Here is a 20,748-nt window from a genome sequence, read left to right as displayed (position 1 = left end):
GCCCGGTCGGGCCGCCGGGCACGGTCAGCGCAGCCGGGGTCGGTGCGCTGCCCTCCGGCCCGGTCGGGCTCGCCCGGTCAACTCCGGCCGGCCGGCGGCGCGGCGGTGCTCTGCCGGATCACCAGGGTCGGCTCGATCGGCGTGGCGCTGTGCAGCACGGGGACCGGCCCGCCGGTCCGGCCGGTGGCGTCGAGCAGTTGCAGCAGGGTCGCCATGCCGCGCCGACCCACCTCGTCGAAGTCCTGCCGGACGGTGGTCAGCGGCGGCAGCATGAACTCCGCCTCCGGGATGTCGTCGAAGGCCACCACGCTGATGTCGGCCGGTACCCGGACGCCCCGCTCGTGCAGGGCGCGCAGCAGACCGAGCGCCATCTGGTCGTTGGCGACGAAGACCGCGGTGACGTCCGGGTTGCCGGCCAGCGCGGTACCGGCCGCGTACCCGGACCGGGCGCTCCAGTCCCCGGAGATGATCGGCGGTACGGCGGCGCCGGCCTCCTCCAGGGTCTGCCGCCAGCCGACGATCCGGTCACCCGCCTCCAGCCAGTCGCTCGGGCCGGAGACGTGCCACACGGTGCGGTGTCCGAGTTCGAGCAGGTGCCGGACGGCGAGTCGGGCCCCGGCGACCTGGTCCACCGAGACGGACGGCAGTCCGCTGTCCTGGCCGGCCTCGACGGCCACCGCCGCCATGCCCTTGGGCAGGCTGTGCAGCGCGGCGGCGGCCGCCATCTGCGGAGCGATGATGATGACCCCGTCCACACCCTGACCGTCCAACGCCTCGACCGCGCTGAGTACGCCCCGGCGGTCGACCTTCTCCAGCGTGACGATGCTGACCCCGTAACCGGCGGCCCGGGCGGCACGCTCGATGCCGAGCAGTGTGGAGGCCGGGCCGAACAGGATGGTGTCGAAACTCACCACTCCCAGCACCCGGGAGCGGCGGCTGGCCAGGGCCCGGGCCATCGCGTTCGGCCGGTAGCTCAGCTCGGCCATCGCCCGGACCACCCGGTCCCGGGTCTCCGGCCGGACCCGTGGATGACCGTTGATCACCCGGGAGACCGTCTGGTGCGACACTCCGGCGAGCCGGGCCACGTCGGTCATCACCGCCGGGCGCCCGGTCCGCGACGGCGTGGTCACGTGGTTCTCCTCCGCCAGCCCAATTCCGCTACCACCTTCCACCCCCGCCGGCGACGCCGGACGTCCGATCCAGGTTAGCCCTATCACCCTGGTCGACGTTCGCGACGGCGCGTCTTCGGCCAGGTTACGTTTCGGGTCCACCGGCCGATGTCGATCTCCGATCCGTCGCGCCGTCGGCGCCGCTGATCCCTGCCGCCCGCCCGCCGACCCCCGCCCCCGAGCGGTCGGCAGCACCAGATCGGCCCGCCGGACCGCACCACGCCCGCGCTCGCCCCGGGCGCTCGAAGTTTCTTCCCCCGGTCGCCACAGCGGCGCCTGGCATGCCGGTGCTCCCCGGCTGCCCGGCTGCCCGGTATGAGGCAACTGCTATGCGCCGGCCGGCGGGTCGGGGACTTAAATTAATGAGCATCGATCGAGGGCGTCGGATCCTCATCTTCCCCGCTCCCATAAGGAGTCGTCATGCTCAGACGCCATCTCCTCCGGGCCACGCTCGGCCTGCTGACCCTGGCCACCTCGCTGGTCGGGGTCCAGGTCGCCGCCGCGCCGGCCACCGCCGCGCCGGTGCGCACGGTCTACTACGACGCGAGCCGGGCCGGGGAGTTCACCACCAACTTCACCCAGGCCGCCCAGATCTGGAACAGCAGCGTCAGCAACGTGCGGCTGGTCGCCGGCACGCCCGCGACGGTGACGATCTACGTCGACAGCGGCTGGCCGCGGGCGTACGTCACCGGGCTCGGTTCCGGACGGGTCTACATGGGTTGGCAGGCCGTGAACCAGGGGTACGACCGGACGCGGATCGCGACCCACGAACTCGGGCACATCCTCGGGCTGCCCGATCGGCGTACCGGACTCTGTTCGGATCTGATGTCCGGCAGCAGCGCCCCGGTCTCCTGCCGCAACGCGTACCCCAGCGCGGCCGAGGCGGCCCGGGTCGACGCGCTGTTCGCCGGCGGCCTCGTCCCCGGGTACGCCGGCGGCGCGGCGGCGATCGTCGCCGGGACGTACGTCTGGACCACCGGCTGACCGCCGGGCGGGCACCTGGACCGGTCCTGGCGGGGCCCTGGCCGCCGGGTCTCCCGGAGTGGCGCGACGGGAGTTCCGGACCCGAACGACTGGCTACAGTGGACCGCGCACGGGGTGGTCGTCGGGGGCGGCCGGTAGGGTCGCCGACACCCGGCGGGCCGCCCCCCACCGGTTGAGCCGATTGGTTACCTTGAAGCCGGTCGTTCAAGATCTGACCGTCTGGGCCACGTCCGGTCGGCTGGTTCCCGGTGCGGTGTTGGGGAGGTTTCGGGTGGGTTCGCACGGGTCGGCGGTGGCTGCCCCGCCAGGCCGGTTGGCCGTTCCGCCGCAACCCCGCCCGCCGGACATGCTGCGCCGGATCACCACGCCGTTTCGCCGCACGCCCGGCCGGTTCACCGCGATCCTGGCCGGGGTCGTCGTGCTGGGCCTGCTCACCGGCGTGGTCGCGTTCGTCGGCGTACGGCAGCGCGCGGAACTGGTCCGCGGCGTCACCGCCCGCAGCGGCGAGCTGGCGGTGGCGGCACAGAGCCTCTACCGCGCGCTGTCCGACGCCGACGCCACCGCCGCGAGCGCCTTCCTCTCCAACGGTCTCGAACCGCCCGCGCTGCGCGACCGCTACCAGCGTGACCTGGCCGACGCCGCCGCGGCGCTGACCATCGTCTCGGCCGCGGTCTCGGACGAGAGCCGGGGTGCTGCGGCGGTCGCCCGGATCACGGCCCGGCTTCCGGTCTACGGCGGGCTGGTGGAAACCGCCCGCACCTACAACCGGCAGGGCCTGCCGCTGGGCGTCGCCTATCTGCAGGAAGCCTCCGGCCTGATGCGCGACGAGCTGCTGCCCGCCGCCCAGGAGCTCTACGCGACCGCCTCGACCGAGCTGGACGAGGCGCGGGACCGGGCGGCCGGCTTCCCCTGGGTGGCGGTGCTGCTCGCCCTGCTCACCCTGGCGGCACTGGTGCTGACGCAGATCCACCTGACCCGGCGTACCAACCGGCTGCTCAACGTGGGGCTGCTGGTCGGCACCGGTGCCACGATACTGCTGGTGGCCTGGCTGACCGGGTCGGCGCTGGTCGCGGCCGGAAACCTGCGGGACAGTCGGGACTCCGGTTCGGCCCAGGTCAACCTGCTCGCCGAGGCCCGGATCGCCGGATTGCAGGCCCGTGCCGACGAGGCGCTGACCCTGGTCGCCCGAGGCAACGGCGCGGCGTTCGAGGAGAACTACGGTGTCGTGATGGAGCGACTCGCCGGCGCCGACGGCTCGGGCGGACTGCTGGCGCAGGCCCGGGCGGCCGCTCCGGACGACACCACCCGGCAGGCGGTCGAGGCCGCCATCGCCCGGAGCAAGGAGTGGTCGGCGGCGCACCGCAACGTGCGGACCCTCGACGACAGCGGCGAGTACGCCAAGGCGGTGGCCGCCACGGTGGGCGCCGGCGAGCAGACCACGGCCGCCATCTTCAACCAGTTCGACGAGGCGCTCGCCCTGGCCATCACCCACAACGGAGACCGGTTCGAACGCGAGGCGGTCAGCGCCGGCCGGGCCCTGACCGGGGTCGACATCGGTATCGTCGGACTGAGCCTCGTTCTGCTGATCGGGGCCGCGGTGGGCATGCAGCAGCGGATTGTGGAGTATCGATGAGAGACCGGCATCTCGCCGGCCGGCTCCTTGCCGGCATCCTCGTGGTGGTGGCCACGGCGGGTCTCGCCGGATGCGGCACCGACGAGCCGACGCTCCCCGACAGCCAGATGCATGCCGACCCGCCCCGGCCGGTCGGCATGCAGGATCCGGCGGTCGTTCCGAGCGGTCCGGCGGCGTCGTCCGGCTCGTGCAACCCCCGGGCCAGCCTGCGGCCGTCCGGTACGCTGCCCCGTCCCCGGCAGATGCCGTCCGGCACCGCGATGGCCGAGATCGTCGAGCGTGGACGGTTGATCGTCGGCGTCGACCAGAACAACTACCAGTTCGGGTTCCGCGATCCGCGGAGCGGCCAACTCACCGGCTTCGACGTCGACATCGCCCGGGAGATCGCCCGGGGTCTCTTCGGCGACCCGGGCCGGATCCAGTTCCGGGCGATCAGTTCGGCCGACCGGATCAAGGTGGTCAAGGACGGCACCGTCGACATGGTGGTCCGGACCATGACGATGAACTGCGAACGGTGGCAGGACGTCAGCTTCTCCACGGAGTACTTCACCGCCGGCCAGCGCGTCCTGGTCAACCGTGGCTCTGGGGTGCGGACCATCGAGGACCTGCGCGGCAAGAAGGTCTGCGCGGCGGCCGGCAGCACCTCGATCCGGAACATCGCGGAGAAGGGCACGGTGCCGGTCTCGGTGGTCAACTGGACGGACTGCCTCGTGCTGCTCCAGCAGAACCAGGTCGTCGCGGTCTCGACCGACGACAGCATCCTGGTCGGGCTCGCCGCGCAGGACCCGAACACCGAGGTCGTCGGCCCGCGGTTCAGCGACGAGCCGTACGGGGTGGCGATCTCCCGCGAGGCGCCGGAACTGGTCCGGTTCGTCAACGGCGTACTGGCCAGGATCCGCTCCGACGGGACCTGGACCCGGCTCTACACCCGATGGTTGACGTCGCTGGGTCCGGCGCCCGCGCCACCGGTCGCGCGTTACCGGGACTAGCGTGTCTCGTGGACCCTCCGGCGCAGTGGCGGGGCATCGGCGGTCACCCGTCGGCGCCGGCCGGCACCACGAGAAGCGGTTGGTCGCGCCGATGACCGTGCCGCCGCCGTCCCCGATGGGCCGTGCCGAGGTCGACCGGCTACTCGGCGCGCTCGGCGCGGCACACGAACGGGCCTCGGTCGTGATGTACGCCCTGGATGGCCGGCCCGGGCTCGCCCTGCTGCGGGACACCCGGCCGACCGGCGAGACCGCCCGGGTCGGCGCCGACGTGCTCGCCCGGACCGGCGCGCTCTGGTCCCAGTTCGCCGCCTTCGGCGCCCTGCTGGGCCAGGCCCGCGAGGTACGTGCCCGGCGGTCCCGGCCCGGTGACATCGAGTTGCGGGAACTCGGCGAGTTGCTCGGTGCCCCGCTGGTCGCGCTCGACGCCGACGGGACGGTGCTCGACGACCCGGCCGCCGCACCGGCACAACGGATCCGGTTGTCCGAACTCGCTCGCCGGATCGAGACCGAGGCGGCCGCGCTGGCCGGCACACTCGCCGGGCTGGAAGCCGCGCGGTCCCGGCTCGCCGGATGGTTCGGGCAGCTCACCGACGCGCTGCGGCGGCTGCGGGCCGACGCCGTCGCGCTGAGCGGGGCGGAGCGACCCGGCGATCCGGCGGACTCCGGCGGTCCGACCGCGTCCGGCGCCGCTTCGGCGGCCGGGTTCGGGCCCGCTTCGGCGGCCGGCTCCGGCGCCGCGCCCTTGTCGCGGGACGAACTCGACCGGCTCGACCGGGCGGTCGAGGAGGCGTACCTGGGTGCGCTCGCCGACCCGCTCGGCGCGACCGGGACCGGATCGACCGCGATCGCACTTCGGGACCGGTTGCGGCGGTTCGAGATCGAGGTCGCCGCCCTGACCGGTCGGCTCGCCGAGCTGACCGAGGTACGCGACGGCTACTCCGGACGGGTCGCGCGGTTGGCGACCGAACTGGACGAACTCGCCACGGCCGCCGCCGAGACGACCCGCGCGTACGCACTGGCGCAGGACAAGATCGCCAATTCGGCGCTGCCGGACCCGTCGCCGGATCCGACTCCGGCGTTGCGTGCCCAGTTCGCCCAGCTCGGCCAGGTGCACCGGGAGCACCGGTGGAGCCAGGTCGGCACGGAACTGGCCGCGCTCGAACGCGGCGTGGCGGCCGCCCGCCGCCGGATGGCCGAGTCGCACGAGGCGGCGGACGGGCTGCTGCGGCGGCGTGCCGAACTGCGGGGGCGGCTCGACGCGTACCGGGCCAAGGCGGGTCGACTCGGCCTGATCGAGCACCCCGAGCTTTCCGAGCAGTACCGGCGGGCCCGTGACCTGCTCTACACCAGCCCGTGCGATCTGTCGGCGGCGACCCGGGCCGTGGTCGCGTACCAGCGTCATCTCAACGATCTCGCCGAGCGCCGGGCGCCCGGTGCGAAGGGAGCCACACCATGAGCACCCGCTGCCTGCGGCCCGGTTGCCCAGGCTCCTACCTGCCCGACGGCTACTGCGACGAGTGCGGTCGGCGGGCACCGGCCGGGTCGATGGCCGCACCCGAGAACACCGGCCCGACGGCTACCGGTCAGGCCGGGACGGCTAGCGGCCAGGTGGCGGTGTCTGCCGGTACCGGCCGGTCCGTGTCGCCCACCGGGGCGGGCCGGGCGTCGGTGCCGACCGGAACCGGCCGGGCGGCGGTGCCAGCCGCCGCAGTGGGCGTCTCCCCGGGCGCCGGCCCGGGCCGGGCGCCGTCCGGGCGCGGCTCGGTGCCGGGGCAGGCCGGGGCGCCGCCCGGCCCGGCGCCGATCTCCACCGGCCCCCGGCCCGGCCCGGCGTCGACCGGGCAGGGACCGGCCTCGACCGGCAGCGGGCGGGGCCCGGCCTCGACCGGGAGCAGCACCATGCCGAGCCGGGGCACCTCGAATTCCGGCTCGCGGGGTTCCAGCCGGTCCCGGAGCGCGTCCCGGGGTGGCCTCGGCGCCGGCCTGGTCGACATCGCCCGGGTGCCGCTGCGCGACCCGGCGACAGCGGTGATGGCCGAGCCGAAGGTCGCCGAGTCGCGACGGTACTGCGTGAGCTGCGAGAAGCCGGTGGGACGGGGCCGGGACGACCGCCCCGGTCGGGCCGAGGGCTTCTGCCCGCACTGCGGCACCCAGTTCTCCTTCGTACCCCGGCTCGGCCCGGGCAACGTGATCAACCGGCGGTACGAGATCCTCGGCGCACTCGCGTACGGCGGGCTGGGCTGGATCTATCTCGCCCGGGACCGCAACGTCAGTGACACGGTCAGCGACCGCTGGGTGGTACTCAAGGGACTGATCAACACCTCGGACGAGGACGCGATGGCCTCGGCCGTCGCGGAGCGTCGCTTCCTGGTCGAGCTGGACCACCCCAACATCGTCAAGATCCACGACTTCGTGGAGCACCCCGACCCGCGCACCGGCACCCCGGTCGGCTACATCGTGATGGAGTACGTCGGCGGCCAGTCGCTGCGGGACATGCTGCTGGCCCGGCGCCGGGACACCGGCCAGCGCGCCCTGCCGTTGCCCGAGGTGATCGCGTACGGGATCGAGATCCTGCCGGCGCTCGACTACCTGCACGACCGCAACCTGCTCTTCTGCGACTTCAAGCCGGACAACGTCATCCACGCCGAGGAGCAGCTCAAACTCATCGACCTGGGCGCGGTACGGCACGTCGACGACAGCGCCAGCGCGATCTTCGGCACGCCCGGCTACCAGGCGCCGGAGGTCGGCACGCTCGGCCCCTCGGTCGCCTCCGACATCTACACCGTCGGCCGGGCGCTGGCCGTGCTCAGCCTCGACTTCCGAGGCTTCTCGACCACGTACGCCAACCGGCTGCCGGAGCCGGCCGACGCCCCGCTGTTCGCGGCCGAGGTGTCGTACCACCGGCTGCTGCGCCGGGCCACCCACCCTGACCCGGACCGGCGCTTCCAGAGCGCCGGGGAGATGAGCGAGCAACTGCTCGGCGTACTGCGCGAAGTGCTCTCCGCCGCCGACGGTGTGCCCCGGCCGGCGGTGTCCCGGCAGTTCACGCCCGAGCGGCGTGCCTTCGGCACCGAGGCCGGCGAGGTCGGACGGGCGGTGGCGGGCCGGGCCTGGGGCGCCGGAGGCGGTGTCCCGCCCGGTGCGATCGCCCCGGCGCCGCCGGTGGTCGCCGCCGCGCTGCCGCTGCCGCAGGTCGACGTGCTCGACCCGGGCGCCGGCTTCCTCGCCTCGCTCGGCGCGACCGACCCGGCGGAGCTGGTCCGGCAGCTCTCCGCGGCGCCGGTCCGCAGTGTGGAGGTGGCGCTGCGGCTGGCCCGGGCCCGGATCGAGGGCGGCGACCTGGCGGGGGCCGCCGCGGACCTGGACCGGCTGGCCGCGGCCGACCCGTTCGACTGGCGGGTGGACTGGTACCGGGGCCTGGCGGCCCTGACCGCGAACCGTCCGGCCGAGGCCCGGGTGGCCTTCGACGCGGTCTACGACGTCCTGCCGGGTGAGCCGGCGGCCCGGCTGGCGCTGGCGGTGAGCGCCGAATGCACCGGCGACCGGGAACTGGCGACCCGGCTGTACGACCGGGTGTGGCGGGTCGACCACGGCTACCTGAGCGCCGCGTTCGGGCTGGCCCGGATCCGGTTCCTGGTCGGCGACCGCGCGGGTGCGCTCGCCGTACTGGACCAGGTGCCGGACAGTTCGAGTCAGCACGTCGCCGCGCAGGTAGCCGCCGTCCGGGCCAGCCTGCCCGGTCTGGCGGCGGGCACCACCGGGCCGGCCGACCTGCTACGGGCATCCGCCCGGCTGGAGCGGCTCGGCCTGGACGTCGAGCGGCAGACCCGGCTCACCATCGAGGTGCTGGAGGTGGCCCTGGCCTGGGTACGCAGCCGGTCGGCGCCCACTCCCGGAGCCCGGGTACTCGGGCACGAGCTGTCCGAGCGCGGCCTGCGGTTCGGGCTGGAACGGGCGTACCGGACGCTGGCCCAGCTCTCCCGCGACCCGGAGCTGCGGATCGCGCTGGTCGACCACGCGAACGCGGTCCGACCGAGGACCCTGGTGTGACCGCCGTCGGAGCCGGCGCCGCCGGAAGCATGCCGAAACCCTGTCCCGAGCACGGCGCACCCGACGACCCGGCACACCGGTACTGCGAGGTCTGCGGCCGGGAGTTGGAGCGCGTACCGCTGGGGGAGGCGACCGGGTCGTCCGGCTGGGCCGCCCCGGCGACCGGCTCGTTCGCTCCGGCCGAGTCGCCCCGGTCGGCCGGACCGACCCCGACCGGCCGAATCGAGGCGTCCGGCTCGGTCGAGGTGCCGGAGTCGACCGAACTGCTCCGGCTGGCCGACCTCTCCGGGCCGACCGCACTGTCCCGGCTGGAGGCGCTGGCCGGGCCGACCGGATCGTCGAGGCCGAGCGGATCGAGTTCCACCGGATCGTCGAGTCCCACCGGCCCGTCCGCACCGTCGGGACTGCCCGCTGCCGCCGGGTGCGATGGGGCCCTGGCACCGGCTCCACCAACCGCCCCCGACTGGCGCGCCGATCCGGGCGGTCAGCCGGCGACGACGAGTTGGAGTGGCGCGTCCGGTGTCGCGGCGGTGCCGCCGGCGAGCCGGGGTGCGGCCACTCCGTCCGGTGCGCCGGGGTGGGGCGCGCCGACACCGTTCGGCGTCCAGAGCCAGCCGGGGGAGCGGGGTGGCTTCGTACCGCAAGCTGCGCACCCCGGTGCGGCCGGCCGGGCCGCACCCGCACAACCCGACGCACCGGTCGGACCGGAAAACCAGGCCGGCTACCCGCCGCCACCCGGGCCGCCGGGGTGGTCCGGGCCGCCGGTACCACCGGCCCCGCCCGGACGGACCGCGGTGCCGGCACCACCGGTCCCGTCCGGTTGGACCGGGGCGCGGGCACCGTCCGCCCCGTCCGGTTGGCCCGGGGTGCCCGCACCACCGGCCCCGTCCGGTTGGACCGGGGCGCCGGCACCGTCCGCCCCGTCCGGCTGGACCGGCCCGGCCGCACCGGCCGGTTCATCCGCGTGGACCGGTGCGGCGCCGTCGCCCGGCCCGGCCGCCGGCCTGCCGGCGGCTCCGGCCGACCCGGGCAGCCCGCCCGGCAGCTGGCTCTCGTCCCGTGCGGTCGGCCAACCATGTCCGGGCTGCGGTACCCCACCCTCCGGCGACTCCGGTCACTGCGACCACTGTGGACGGCGCTCGTCCGTGGGCCGGGACCGTGCCGACCTGGATCTGGGAGCGGTCGCCGCCGTCACCGACCGGGCCCGGCGGCGGCGCAACGAAGACGCGGTCACGGTCGGCCGGCTGGGCCAGACCATCGCGGCGGTGGTCTGTGACGGGGTGTCGACCTCGCTCCGCGCCGACCTCGCGGCGCACGCGGCGGCGGAGGTAGCTCTGGCCACGATGCTCTCCGCACTCGGCAACGGCGCTGCCGCGCCCGATGCCGTGCTGGCCTCCGGCCGGGCCGCGGCCACGGCTGCCCGGGCGACCGCACTGCACGACGACGGGCAGGTGCCGCCGAGCTGCACCTTCGTCGCCGCTGTCGTCACCGGCGGCTCGGTCACGGTCGGTTGGATCGGCGACAGCCGGGCCTACTGGCTCGGTCCGGACGGCGCGGTGCAGGAGGCGGTCTGCCTGACCGTGGACGACTCGGTGGTCGGCCAGATCCGGGCCGGGCGGCCGGTGCCGCCCGGCGCCGAGCAGGATCCGACCTCCAAGGCGCTGATCCGGTGGCTCGGCGCGGACTCCAGCGACGCCGAACCGCAGGTGGTGACGTTCCAACCGGGGCGGCCGGGACGGCTGGTGATCTGCTCGGACGGGCTCTCGCACTACCTGCCGAACGCGGCGGCGTTGGCGGCGCGGGTACCGGGACCGGGCGGTGCCACGCCGATCGCGATCGCCCAGGACCTGACCAGGTTCGCGGCGGAGGCAGGTGGACACGACAACATCGCCGTCGCGGTCCTGCCGTTCCCGCCCGCCGCAGTCTCGGGGGGAGCGGGCGGGTGAGCGGGGTACCGCAGTTCGTCGCCGAGGTGGACCACAACGAGTACCTGCCGGCCGGCGGCCAGGTGGTGGACGCGATCCTGACGGTGACCGCGTCCGGTCCGGACCTGCGCGATCCGGCGACCGTCCCGACGGCGGCGCAGGTAATCATGATCGACACCTCGGGCTCGATGGCGATGCCCCCGACGAAGCTCGCCGAGGCGAAGCGGGCCACGGCGGTCGCGATCGACACCCTGCGCGACGGTGTGGCCTTCGCGGTGGTCTCCGGGAGCGCGGTCGCCCGGATGGTCTACCCGGTGCAACCGGGGATGGCGCCGGCGAACGCGCAGACCAGGGCAGCGGCGAAGGCAGCGGTGGCCGGGCTGCGGGCCGACGGCGGAACCGCCATCGGCCGCTGGCTGGACCTGGCCAACTGGCTCTTCGCGAGCCGCCCCACCGAGGTACGACACGCGATTCTGCTCACCGACGGGCGCAACGAGCACGAGACGCCCGAAGACCTGGGCCGGATGCTGGCCGTCTGTGCGGGCCGGTTCGTCTGCGACAGCCGGGGCATCGGCAGCGGCTGGGTGGCCAGCGAGCTGCGTACCATCGCCTCGGCCCTGCTCGGCACGGCCGACGGGCTGGAGCACCCGGCGCAGTTGCCGGCCGCGTTCCAGGCGATGACGGCGGCCGCGATGGGCAAGCGGGTGGCGGACGTCGCGCTGCGGATCTGGAGTCCGGCCGGCTCCACCGTACGGACGGTGAAGCAGGTCTTCCCGCATGTGGAGGACCTCACCGCACGCCGCTTCGCGGTCAGCGCCCGGATCGGGGACTATCCGACCGGCGCGTGGGGGGCGGAGACGCGCGAATACCACATATCCGTGATCCTCGAACCCGACGCGGTCGGCGAGGAGGTGCTGGCCGCCCGGGTCAGCCTGGTCGCCGCCGGTCAGGTGCTGACCGAGCGGCTGATCCTGGCCAGGTGGACCGACGACACCGCGCTCTCCACCCGGATCAGCCCGCAGGTGGCGCACTACACCGGGCAGGCCGAACTCGCCGCCGCGATCCAGGCGGGACTGCGGGCCCGGGAGGCCGGCGACGTGGAAGCCGCGACCGCCCGGCTGGGACGGGCCGTGCAGTTGGCCGCCGAGTCGGGACACGACGAGACCGCGATGCTGCTCGGCCGAGTCGTCGACGTCATCGACGCGCCGACCGGCACCATCCGGCTCAAGCGGCAGGTGGCCGCGCTCGATGCCGAGCTGACCGACGTGCGGTCGGTGAAGACCGTGCGGGTGAAGAAGGAGCAGGGGTGAGCCGGTGACGGCGACCGCCTGCCCCCGGGGACACGAGTCGTCCACCGTGGACTACTGCGACGTCTGCGGCGTACCGATGTCCGGTGGCGGCGCCGGCCCGGCTCCGGACGGCGCCGCAGGACCGACTCCGGCGCCGGAGGTCGGCGTACCGGTGGGGCCGGCGGGCGGTGCAGCGGAAGCCGCGGGGGAGTCCACCCCGGCCGTGTCGTGCCCGGTCTGCGGTACCCGGCAGGTAGGGCGGTTCTGCGAGGAGGACGGCTACGACTTCCTGCTCGCCCCGCCGGTCGTCCCCGCCTCGACCGTTGCCGCACCGGAGGCCGGCAGCGAGGCGTCCGGGCCGGGCGCCGGCTGGCAACTGGTGGTGGAGGCCGACTCCGAATACTTCGACCTCGTCCGATCCTTCGGCGGTACGGACGCCGGACGCCTCACCTTTCCCCGCTTCGTCGTGCCTCGCCGGTTCACCCTGGAACCCCGGCAGTTGCTGGTCGGTCGCCGCAGCCGCTCCCGAGGCGTACACCCGGATATCGACCTGGTCGGCCCGCCCGAGGATCCCGGCGTCTCCCACCTGCACGCGCTGCTGCTCCCGCAGCCGGACGGTTGGGCCGTGGTGGACCTGGAGTCCGCCAACGGCACCTATCTCAACGATCCGTCGACGCCACCGATCGTCGCGAACACCCCGGTCCCGCTCGGTGCCGGCGACCGTGTCTACCTCGGTGCCTGGACCCGACTGACGATCCGGGCCGACCACTGAACCTTTCCCCTTGAACCGCGCGGGAGGTTCACTGACCGGCGGCCCCACCGATCGACGTATCCGGCTGAGCTATCTAGGATGAGCCGTCAATGTTCCCACCATCGGCAATCTCTTTTCCGTTAGTCAGCCGTTCTCGGTGCGGCCCCCGACCATTCCGACAACCCTGGAATGCGCCGCACCGTCCGACCCGGACGGTGCTCTGCTCCGGCGACGGCGACAACCGGTCCGCCGGGCCGGCAGCGCGGCGCCGGGCGCCAGCCCACGAGGACTGGTCGAGAGGAGCAACTCCATGCCATCAGCAGGTCCCGTGAGGATTCTCGGGGCGTATGCGGTCGGCCTGGCCCTGGTCGCGGCACCGGTACCGGCCCGCGCCGCCACGGCCGCGCCGCCGCCGGGCATCGTCGTGCAGGACGGCATGACCCAGCCGGTCTTCTCGTTCGAGGAGGCGATCGAGGAGCGGGTGTGGGTGGAGACCCCGCTCGACACCGATCACGACGGCCGTCGTGACCGGGTGGTGGCGGACATCTCCCGGCCCCGGGAGACCGACACCGAGGGCCTGCGGGTGCCGGTGATCCTGGAGCACTCGCCGTACCGGAAGGACACCTGGGGCGACGTCCCCTATCCGAGCGTCCTCGTCGACGACCTGCCGCAGAGCTCGTCGGCCGGCGCGTCGGCCCGGCGGGCCGAGCAACCGGGCGCGCTGCGGGCCAAGGCGAACCTGCCGGGCCAGCTCGACGACTACTACGTGCCGCGTGGCTACGCGGTGGTGCTGGGCCAGAGCGTCGGGACCGGTGACTCCGACGGTTGCCCGACCACCGGTGACTCGGCCGAGACGCTGGGCACAAAGGCGATCATCGACTGGCTGGGCGGTCGGGCCAGGGCGTACGACGCCAGCGGCGCACCGGTGCGGGCCGGCTGGACCACCGGCGCGGTCGGGATGACCGGGGTCTCCTACAACGGAACCCTGCCGAACATGGTGGCGACCACCGGCGTCGAGGGGCTCAGGACCATCATCCCGGTCGCCGCGATCAGCAACTGGTACGACTACTACCGGGCCAACGGCCTGGTGGTGGCCCCCGGCGGATACCAGGGCGAGGACGCCGACATCCTCACCATGTACACCGCCGGGCGGGCCCGCTCCGAGGGGACCTGTGCCGACGAGATCGCCGAGATCACCGAGGAACAGGACCGGGTCACCGGCGACTACAGCAGGTTCTGGCGGGAGCGTGACTACCTGCCCGGGGCGCGCAAGGTCCGGGCCAGCGTCTTCGTCGTACACGGGCTCAACGACTGGAACGTGAAGACCGGGCAGTTCGCCGACTGGTGGGACCAGCTCGACCGGTACGGCGTGCCGCGCAAGCTGTGGCTGCACCAGGGCGGCCACGGTGGACCGGGCAGTGCCGCCACGGTGACCCTGCCGGACGGGCGCTCGTGGACCTACAAGCAGACCGAGAACCGCTGGTTCGACTACTGGCTGTGGGGCGTCGACAACGACGTCATGGCCGAGCCGAGGGCCGTGGTGCAGCGCGAGGACCGGGTCTACGCCACGTACCGGGACTGGCCGGACCCGGCTACCCGGGAGGTGTCGTTGGGGCTCTCGGCGAGCGACGCGACCGCACCGGGCCGGCTGGTCGGGCACGGTGGGCGGGGCCGGGCCGCGCAGAGCCTGGTCGACTCGGGACGGACCGTCACCCCGGCCGAACTGGTGGCCGGACCGGACACCGCCAACCCGAACCGGCTGGTCTACACCTCCCCGGCGCTGGGCCGGGACGTACGGATCTCGGGCCGGCCGGAGCTGCGGGTACGGCTCTCCGTCGACAACCGGACGGCCGCGAACCTGACCGGCTACCTGGTCGACTACGGCCCGGTCGGCTCCACCGAGGCGCCGGTGGTGGTGAGCCGGGGCTGGCTGGACCCGCAGAACCGGACCGGTGAGGCGCACAGCCAGCCGCTGCGTCCGGGGCGCCTCGCCGACTACCGCTGGACGATGGAGCCGAAGGACTACGTGTTCCACTCGGGACACCGGCTCGGTCTGGTGATCTTCTCCAGTGACCAGGAGTACACCCTGCTGCCGCTGCCCGGCACCCGGCTGACGGTGCTGCCGAAGTCGAGCACCCTCACCCTGCCGGTAGTGGGCGGCCGGACCGCGCTCGGCTTCTGAGCGCGAACCTGGCCGATCAGGTCACCGGCCCCGGAAGCCGACGGCGTCCGGGGCCGGTCTGCCGGGCGGACGTACCCCGGCCGGGTCGGAACGGGTCAGAACTCGGGGATCAGAACTTCACGTCGACCAGGTCGACCACGAAGACGAGGGTGGCACCCGGCTTGATCCGGTTGCCGACACCCTGGTTGCCGTAGCCGAGCTGCGGCGGGATCACCAGCTTGCGCCGCCCGCCGACCCGCATCCCGAGTACGCCGCGGTCCCAACCCTCGATGACCTTGCCGCCACCCACGGGGAAGCTGAACGGCGAGCCGCGGTTCCACGACGAGTCGAACTCGTCGCCGGTGTCGAACGAGACCCCGACGTAGTGCACCACGGCCCATTGGCCCGGCTGGACCTCCTGGCCCGTGCCGATCGTTATGTCCTCGATGACGAGGTCGGCCGGCGGCGGACCGTCGACCAGACCCACGGTGGGCTTTTCCATCCGGGTACCTTAACGCCGGACCGGGACCGTGATCACTTTGCCCGGTGGAGTGTCGCGGCAGGTGAGCGCCGCAACCACTGTCGGGGCACGGATCGTCGGCGCCGTGGCCGGGCCCGAACGTGGCGTGTCTCGATGTCCGTGGGTTCGCCAACCGGTCCGCGATCGGTACGCTGTCGGCTCGGGAAACCGGCGCGGACACCAGGCTGGCCAGTACGGGTGGCCGGGGTCGGGCCGGGACGGCGAACACGGAGCTGGCGGAGTGTGACGGTGACACAACCGGACTGGGCGCCCGACGACATCGATATCGACCGCCCCAGTGCCTCGCGGATCTACGACGTGTGGCTCGGCGGATCGCACAACTTCGAGGTCGACCGGGAGATAGCCCGGAAGACCGAACTGGCCTGGCCCGACGCCGTCCGGTACGCCCGGGCCAACCGGGCCTTCCTGGGCCGGGCGGTCCGGTTACTCGCGGCGCAGGGCATCCGGCAGTTCCTGGACATCGGTTCCGGCATCCCGACCGCCAACAACGTGCACGAGGTCGCCCGGCAGTTCGACCCGGAGGCCCGGGTGGTCTACGTGGACATCGATCCGGTCGCGGTGGCGCACAGCCGGGCGATCCTGGCCGGCGACGACCGCACCGCCGTACTCCAGGCGGACCTGCGGCGGCCGCAGGACATCCTCGACCAGGTCCGCGACGGCGGCCTGCTCGATCTGACCCAACCGACCGCGCTGCTGCTGGTCGCGCTGCTGCACTTCGTGCCCGACTCCGACGACCCGCACGGGGCGATCGCCCGGTTGACCGAAGGGCTGCCGTCGGGCAGCTATCTCGTGGTCACCCAGGGCGCGCACGGGGCCAGCGAGGAGTCGGACGAGGAGATCAGAGAGCTGTACCGGCGTACCCCGACGCCGTTGACCGCCCGGGACAGGGCCGAGACCGAGCGGTTCTTCACCGGCTTCGAACTGGTCGAGCCAGGGTTGGTGAACCTGCCGGACTGGCGTCCGGACCCGACCGAGACGGTCGACGACCGCTACCGGGGCGCCCTCATCTACGCCGGAGTGGGACGCAAGCGGTGACCCAGCCGGGCCAGGGGCCTTGGCCGGCGTCCGCCGCCCTCGACGAGTTCGCCCAGCACTGGGCCCGGGTGATGGCCCAGATCAGCTACGTCCCGGTGCGCCTGGACGAGCTGCGGCAGGTGCTGCTCGGCTACGCCGAACGGATGGCCGGCTCGCCCGACGGCACGGCCGCGGCCCGGGAGGTCGGTGCCGCGCTGGTCGCCGACGGGTACACCGACGTGGCCGCGTTGCACGCCACCGTCGCCGCCCTGGCCGCACACTTTCCACCCGACGAGGGCGCGGCCGACGCGCGTCACGATCCCGCGACGGCCCGGGCCGACGACGCCGCCGGCCGGACCGAGCTGCTGGGCGCGGTCGCCGCCGGGTACGCCCGGGCGCTGCGCGAGCGGACCCAACGCGAGCTGGAATCGATCATCAGGGCGGTGCTGACCGCCCGACGTACCGCCGAGCGGGCCTGGGCGGCCAGCGAGGCGCGGTTCGAGGCCCTCTTCGTCTCCTCGGCCAGCGGGATCTGCGTCGTCGACCCGGAGAACCGGATCGTGCAGGCGAATCCCGCCCTGGCCCGGATGCTGGACCGTCCGGTCGCCGAACTGGTCCGGCGGCGGCTGACCGGGCTCGTCCAGTCCGGTCACCGGGCGGCGGTCGGCCAGGCGCTCGACGAACTGCACGCCGGCCGCCGGGCGCACGCCGAACTCGACGCGGCCTTCGGCCGCCCGGACGGCGGCACCGTCTGGCTGCGGCTCTCGCTGGCCCCGGTGCCGCACGGCGAGGTGACCCACCTGGTCGTCACGGCGCAGGACGACACCGAGCGCTACCACCTACAGTCCGCGCTCTCCCATCAGGCGCTGCACGATCCGCTGACCAACCTGCCCAACCGGGCCCTGGTGCTGCGCCGGCTCGACGAGCTGATCGACGGGCTCGGCCCGGACGAGCACATCGGGATCTGCTACCTCGACCTCGACGGGTTCAAGACGATCAACGACTCGTTCGGGCACGCGGCCGGTGACGACGTGCTCCGTACCGTCGCGGCCCGGCTCGCCGGGTGCGTCGCCGACCCCGGCTGGCTGGCCGGCCGGCTCGGTGGCGACGAGTTCGTCATCGTCGCCGCCGACCCGGACCCGACCCGGCTGGTACGGGTCGCCGGGCGGGTGGTGTCGGCGGTCCGGCAGCCGATCCCGGCGGCCGGACACCAGCTCTCGGTCTCGGTGAGCATCGGGGTGACCGACGACCGGATCCCGCACAGCCAGCCGAGCGATCTGATGCGGGCCGCCGACATCGCGCTGTACTGGGCGAAGGCGGCCGGCGGCGACCGCTACGAAATCTACGACGCGAACCGGCACGACGCGCAGGCGCTCCGGTCGACGCTGGCGAGCGGGCTCCGCTCGGCCCTGCACCGGGACGACTTCACACTGCGGTACCAGCCCATCGTGCGGCTCACCGACGGGGTGCCGATCGGCGCCGAGGCGCTGCTGCGGTGGACCCATCCCGAGCACGGTCCGGTCGCCCCGGAATTCTTCATCGACCTCGCCGAGGAGATCGGCCTGATCGGGCAGTTGGGTCGCTGGGTGCTGACCCGCGGCTGCCAGCAGGCCGCCCGCTGGTACCGGGATCTCGGCGAGCGGGCGCCGTTCGTCAGCGTCAACCTCTCCGCCCGGCAACTGCACGACGTCGGCCTCGCCGACGAACTGCTGCGTACCCTCGACGAGGTCGGGCTGCCGGCCTCCCAGTTGCAGCTCGAACTGACCGAGAGCGCCCTGCTCGGGCCGGCTCAGGGCCCGGCCGACGCACTGAAGGCACTGGCCGCGCACGGCGTACGGGTCGCGGTGGACGACTTCGGCACCGGCTACTCGAACCTCGCCTACCTCCGTCGACTCCCGGTACGGGAGCTGAAGATCGCCGGCGCGTTCATCGAGGGCCTCACGCCCGGGCACCCCGGTACGCCCGCCGACCGGCAGATCGTGGCCAGCGTGATCGCGCTTGCGCACGGGCTCAACCTGACCGTCACCGCCGAGGGGGTGGAGACCCGGGAGCAGGCCCAACTGCTCCGCTCGATGGGCTGTGACCACGCCCAGGGCTGGTGGTTCGCCCGGCCCGGCGAACCGGACGTACTGCACCGGATGATCGTCGGGGAGGGCGGAAAACCGGTTGATCCGGTCCCCACGTACTGAGCTAGGGTGATGGGGTGTCCGGCACTTTCCACGCCCTGATCCGCGGGTCCCTGACCGGGACGTGCACCGCCGACGGGGCGCCCATGCTCCTGATCCGCCTTCGGGCCGGCCGCTCCGCCCTGGTCGGCTGAGCGCGGGAGCACCCAGGTTCGATCGCCGACGCCGCTGACGCGGCGCGGTCGAACGCCAGGCCCGTCCTTCCGGCGGCGCGCCGCGCCGTGGCCCGCCACCTGTCCGCCCGACGTACCGCGTCGTCGCGGCGGGTGCAGGTCACCCGCGTCGACATCCTGTGACGCCGTACGCGTCGATGACGCGTGACGCCGTTGCCGTCGAAGACGCGTGAGCGCGATGCGCCGGCATCTCCGCACGTCCAGGGTCACCCGAGTCCTGATCCATCCGGGACAGGTCGTGGCCGCTGCGCGCCCGCCTGTCTCACAGACCGGCCCGGAGTGACCGGGCGGGAGGACACGGCTGTGCCGCATCACCAACCCAATCGAGACAACCGTCCCGGCGCCCGCCGGGCGAACCCGCCGGCCCGCCGGCAACCCGACCGGCCCGCGGTGCCGCGTACCGGGCCGGACCGGTCGCGCCGGGTGCTCGGGCAGAACTTTCTGCGGGACGACCGGACCATCGCGCAGATCATCGCCTCGGCCCGCCCGGACCCGGCCGGGCTGATCCTTGAGGTCGGCGCGGGGCAGGGGGCGCTGACCAGGGAACTGGTCCGGCGGTGCCGGCGGGTCGTCGCGTACGAGATCGACCCGGCGCTGGTCGCCGGGCTCGGCGAGGAGTTCCGGTCCGAGCCGGGGCTCCGGCTCGTGCACGCCGACTTCGTCGCGGCCCGGCCGCCCACCGAACCGTTCGCGGTGGTCGGCAACATCCCGTACGCCTCGACCAGCCGGATCGTCGACTGGTGCCTGGACGCCCCCGGGCTGACCACCGCCACCCTCGTCACCCAGCTCGAGTACGCCCGGAAGCGCTGCGGCGACTACGGCCGGTGGACGCTGCGTACCGTGCAGACCTGGCCCTGGATGAACTGGCGGCTGGCCGGCCGGATCCCCCGGGAGCGGTTCCGGCCGATGCCCCGGGTGGACTCCGGCATCCTGCGCCTGGAGCGCCGGGCGGTGGAGCTGCTGCCGGCGCACCAACTCGCCGACTACGAGCGGTTCGTCGCGCTCGGCTTCAGCGGAGTGGGCGGCTCGTTGCGGGCCTCGTTGCACCGTGGCTATCCGGCGCGCCGGGTCGACGCCGCACTGCGGGCGAACCGGGTGCCGGCCGACATCCTGGTCGGGTACGTCTGGCCGGAGCAGTGGATCTCGTTGTTCCAGGCGGTCCATCCGGCCCGGCGCTGAGCCGGCGCCCGGCCGGGCCGATCACCCGGGTCGTGCCCCCGGATAGCCGAACTTGGCCGAGATCTGGTCGGCGTAGGCCTCGGCCTGCCCGGTGCCCCGGACCTGCTGCACGATCAGCAGGTCCGGGGCCGCGACACCCGCGGTACCCGTCCGGCTGCTGTCATCGACGAGCATCGAGGTGAGGTGGTCCGGGCCGGAGAGGCAGCGACGGGTGGAGGATCGTCGTCGGCTGCGTCGGGTCAGGTCCGGGAGCCGGGACGGCGCCATCGAGGCACGTGCACGATCGCCGCGCCGTGGACTCCACCGGATCGGATGCGGAAGAATGTCCGCGGAGTGGACGCATCGTCGCGGTAGTTGTGTGTGTGGGGGGCAGATGAGTTCGTTGCCGGATGACCAGGGGATCGGCCTCGCGGCCGCGCTCGGCGCGATCCGTCGGGAGTTGGCCGAGGCGATGAACGTCGCTGCGGCCGAGGGCGGACCGGTACGGCTCGGGGTCTCGGCACTCGAGCTTGAGCTGCAGACCACGCTCAGCCGCACCGGCGACGTGGACGGCGGCATCAAGGTCTACGTGATCTCCGCCGGTGCGAAGGTGTCGGAGAGCCGCAGCGACGTGCAGACCCTCCGGATCCAGCTCGATGCCCGGACACCCGACGGTGAACCGATACAGACGAGCGACAGGCTGCGGCGACCGCCGCGCTAGTCAG

The 20,748-nt window shown here is 73.7% G+C and carries 17 protein-coding genes; 13 read left to right on the top strand and 4 right to left on the bottom strand.

Annotated features, from left to right (window positions below; genetic code table 11):
• Positions 1–77: 77 nt before the first annotated feature.
• Positions 78–1,094 carry a LacI family DNA-binding transcriptional regulator gene (locus R6Y94_RS41380; RefSeq protein WP_412102998.1) on the bottom strand — a complete coding sequence of 339 codons (1,017 nt, stop codon included), beginning with the start codon at positions 1,092–1,094 and terminating at the stop codon, positions 78–80.
• 495 nt (positions 1,095–1,589) lie between these two features.
• Here R6Y94_RS41380 and R6Y94_RS41375 point away from each other — a divergent pair, with 495 nt between their 5' ends.
• The 4 genes from R6Y94_RS41375 (at position 1,590) to R6Y94_RS41360 (ending at position 6,231) form a co-directional block, all read left to right on the top strand.
• Positions 1,590–2,153, top strand: coding sequence for a snapalysin family zinc-dependent metalloprotease (locus R6Y94_RS41375; protein WP_412102994.1), 564 nt, complete (start codon positions 1,590–1,592; stop codon positions 2,151–2,153).
• A 271-nt stretch (positions 2,154–2,424) separates the two neighbouring features.
• Complete coding sequence (locus R6Y94_RS41370; RefSeq protein WP_318402462.1) at positions 2,425–3,786, top strand: hypothetical protein; 1,362 nt, start codon at positions 2,425–2,427, stop codon at positions 3,784–3,786.
• Complete coding sequence (locus tag R6Y94_RS41365) at positions 3,783–4,775, top strand: glutamate ABC transporter substrate-binding protein (RefSeq protein WP_318402461.1); 993 nt, start codon at positions 3,783–3,785, stop codon at positions 4,773–4,775. Before R6Y94_RS41370 ends, R6Y94_RS41365 begins: the two co-directional genes overlap by 4 nt.
• A 25-nt stretch (positions 4,776–4,800) precedes the next feature.
• Positions 4,801–6,231 carry a hypothetical protein gene (locus tag R6Y94_RS41360; RefSeq protein WP_318402459.1) on the top strand — a complete coding sequence of 477 codons (1,431 nt, stop codon included), beginning with the start codon at positions 4,801–4,803 and terminating at the stop codon, positions 6,229–6,231.
• Between the two features lie 127 nt (positions 6,232–6,358).
• Here R6Y94_RS41360 and R6Y94_RS41355 read toward each other — a convergent pair whose 3' ends face one another.
• Positions 6,359–6,769 carry a hypothetical protein gene (locus R6Y94_RS41355; protein ID WP_318402509.1) on the bottom strand — a complete coding sequence of 137 codons (411 nt, stop codon included), beginning with the start codon at positions 6,767–6,769 and terminating at the stop codon, positions 6,359–6,361.
• Between R6Y94_RS41355 and R6Y94_RS41350 the strand changes: the two genes are divergently transcribed.
• The 5 genes from R6Y94_RS41350 (at position 6,675) to R6Y94_RS41330 (ending at position 14,972) form a co-directional block, all read left to right on the top strand.
• On the top strand, positions 6,675–8,825 hold the full coding sequence (locus tag R6Y94_RS41350) for a serine/threonine-protein kinase (RefSeq protein ID WP_318402505.1): 2,151 nt from the start codon (positions 6,675–6,677) through the stop codon (positions 8,823–8,825). The genes R6Y94_RS41355 and R6Y94_RS41350 overlap by 95 nt on opposite strands.
• Entirely contained in the window at positions 8,822–10,771 is a 1,950-nt protein-coding gene (locus R6Y94_RS41345) for a protein phosphatase 2C domain-containing protein (protein WP_318402457.1), read from the top strand. Before R6Y94_RS41350 ends, R6Y94_RS41345 begins: the two co-directional genes overlap by 4 nt.
• The gene (locus R6Y94_RS41340; protein ID WP_318402455.1) at positions 10,768–12,060 is read left to right on the top strand and encodes a VWA domain-containing protein; all 1,293 of its coding nucleotides are present in this window, start codon (positions 10,768–10,770) and stop codon (positions 12,058–12,060) included. Before R6Y94_RS41345 ends, R6Y94_RS41340 begins: the two co-directional genes overlap by 4 nt.
• A 4-nt stretch (positions 12,061–12,064) precedes the next feature.
• Entirely contained in the window at positions 12,065–12,811 is a 747-nt protein-coding gene (locus R6Y94_RS41335; RefSeq protein WP_318402453.1) for an FHA domain-containing protein, read from the top strand.
• Positions 12,812–13,118: 307 nt separating this feature from the next.
• On the top strand, positions 13,119–14,972 hold the full coding sequence (locus R6Y94_RS41330; RefSeq protein ID WP_318402451.1) for a Xaa-Pro dipeptidyl-peptidase: 1,854 nt from the start codon (positions 13,119–13,121) through the stop codon (positions 14,970–14,972).
• A gap of 109 nt (positions 14,973–15,081) precedes the next feature.
• Here R6Y94_RS41330 and R6Y94_RS41325 read toward each other — a convergent pair whose 3' ends face one another.
• Positions 15,082–15,453, bottom strand: coding sequence for an FKBP-type peptidyl-prolyl cis-trans isomerase (locus tag R6Y94_RS41325; RefSeq protein ID WP_130462889.1), 372 nt, complete (start codon positions 15,451–15,453; stop codon positions 15,082–15,084).
• 267 nt (positions 15,454–15,720) lie between these two features.
• Here R6Y94_RS41325 and R6Y94_RS41320 point away from each other — a divergent pair, with 267 nt between their 5' ends.
• The 3 genes from R6Y94_RS41320 to erm all read left to right on the top strand — a co-directional run bounded on the left by R6Y94_RS41320 (position 15,721) and on the right by erm (position 20,044).
• Complete coding sequence (locus R6Y94_RS41320) at positions 15,721–16,527, top strand: SAM-dependent methyltransferase (protein WP_318402449.1); 807 nt, start codon at positions 15,721–15,723, stop codon at positions 16,525–16,527.
• Positions 16,524–18,695, top strand: coding sequence for a putative bifunctional diguanylate cyclase/phosphodiesterase (locus R6Y94_RS41315; protein WP_318402447.1), 2,172 nt, complete (start codon positions 16,524–16,526; stop codon positions 18,693–18,695). The genes R6Y94_RS41320 and R6Y94_RS41315 overlap by 4 nt, the downstream gene beginning before the upstream one ends.
• Before the next feature lie 560 nt (positions 18,696–19,255).
• Entirely contained in the window at positions 19,256–20,044 is a 789-nt protein-coding gene (erm, locus tag R6Y94_RS41310) for an ErmE/ErmH/ErmO/ErmR family 23S rRNA (adenine(2058)-N(6))-methyltransferase (RefSeq protein WP_318402503.1), read from the top strand.
• A gap of 21 nt (positions 20,045–20,065) precedes the next feature.
• Here the strand turns inward: erm and R6Y94_RS41305 are convergent, their stop codons facing one another.
• Entirely contained in the window at positions 20,066–20,311 is a 246-nt protein-coding gene (locus R6Y94_RS41305; RefSeq protein WP_318402445.1) for a hypothetical protein, read from the bottom strand.
• Between the two features lie 106 nt (positions 20,312–20,417).
• On the opposite strand from R6Y94_RS41305, the gene R6Y94_RS41300 reads away from it, so the two are divergent.
• Entirely contained in the window at positions 20,418–20,744 is a 327-nt protein-coding gene (locus tag R6Y94_RS41300; protein WP_318402443.1) for a trypco2 family protein, read from the top strand.
• Positions 20,745–20,748 lie beyond the last annotated feature (4 nt).

Origin of the sequence: Plantactinospora sp. KLBMP9567, from assembly GCF_033446045.1 — a bacterium.
In the GTDB taxonomy this organism is placed as follows: Bacteria; Actinomycetota; Actinomycetes; order Mycobacteriales; family Micromonosporaceae; genus Plantactinospora.
Note: the sequence above shows the minus strand (reverse complement) of the source record. Positions and strands in the feature narration are given on the sequence as shown.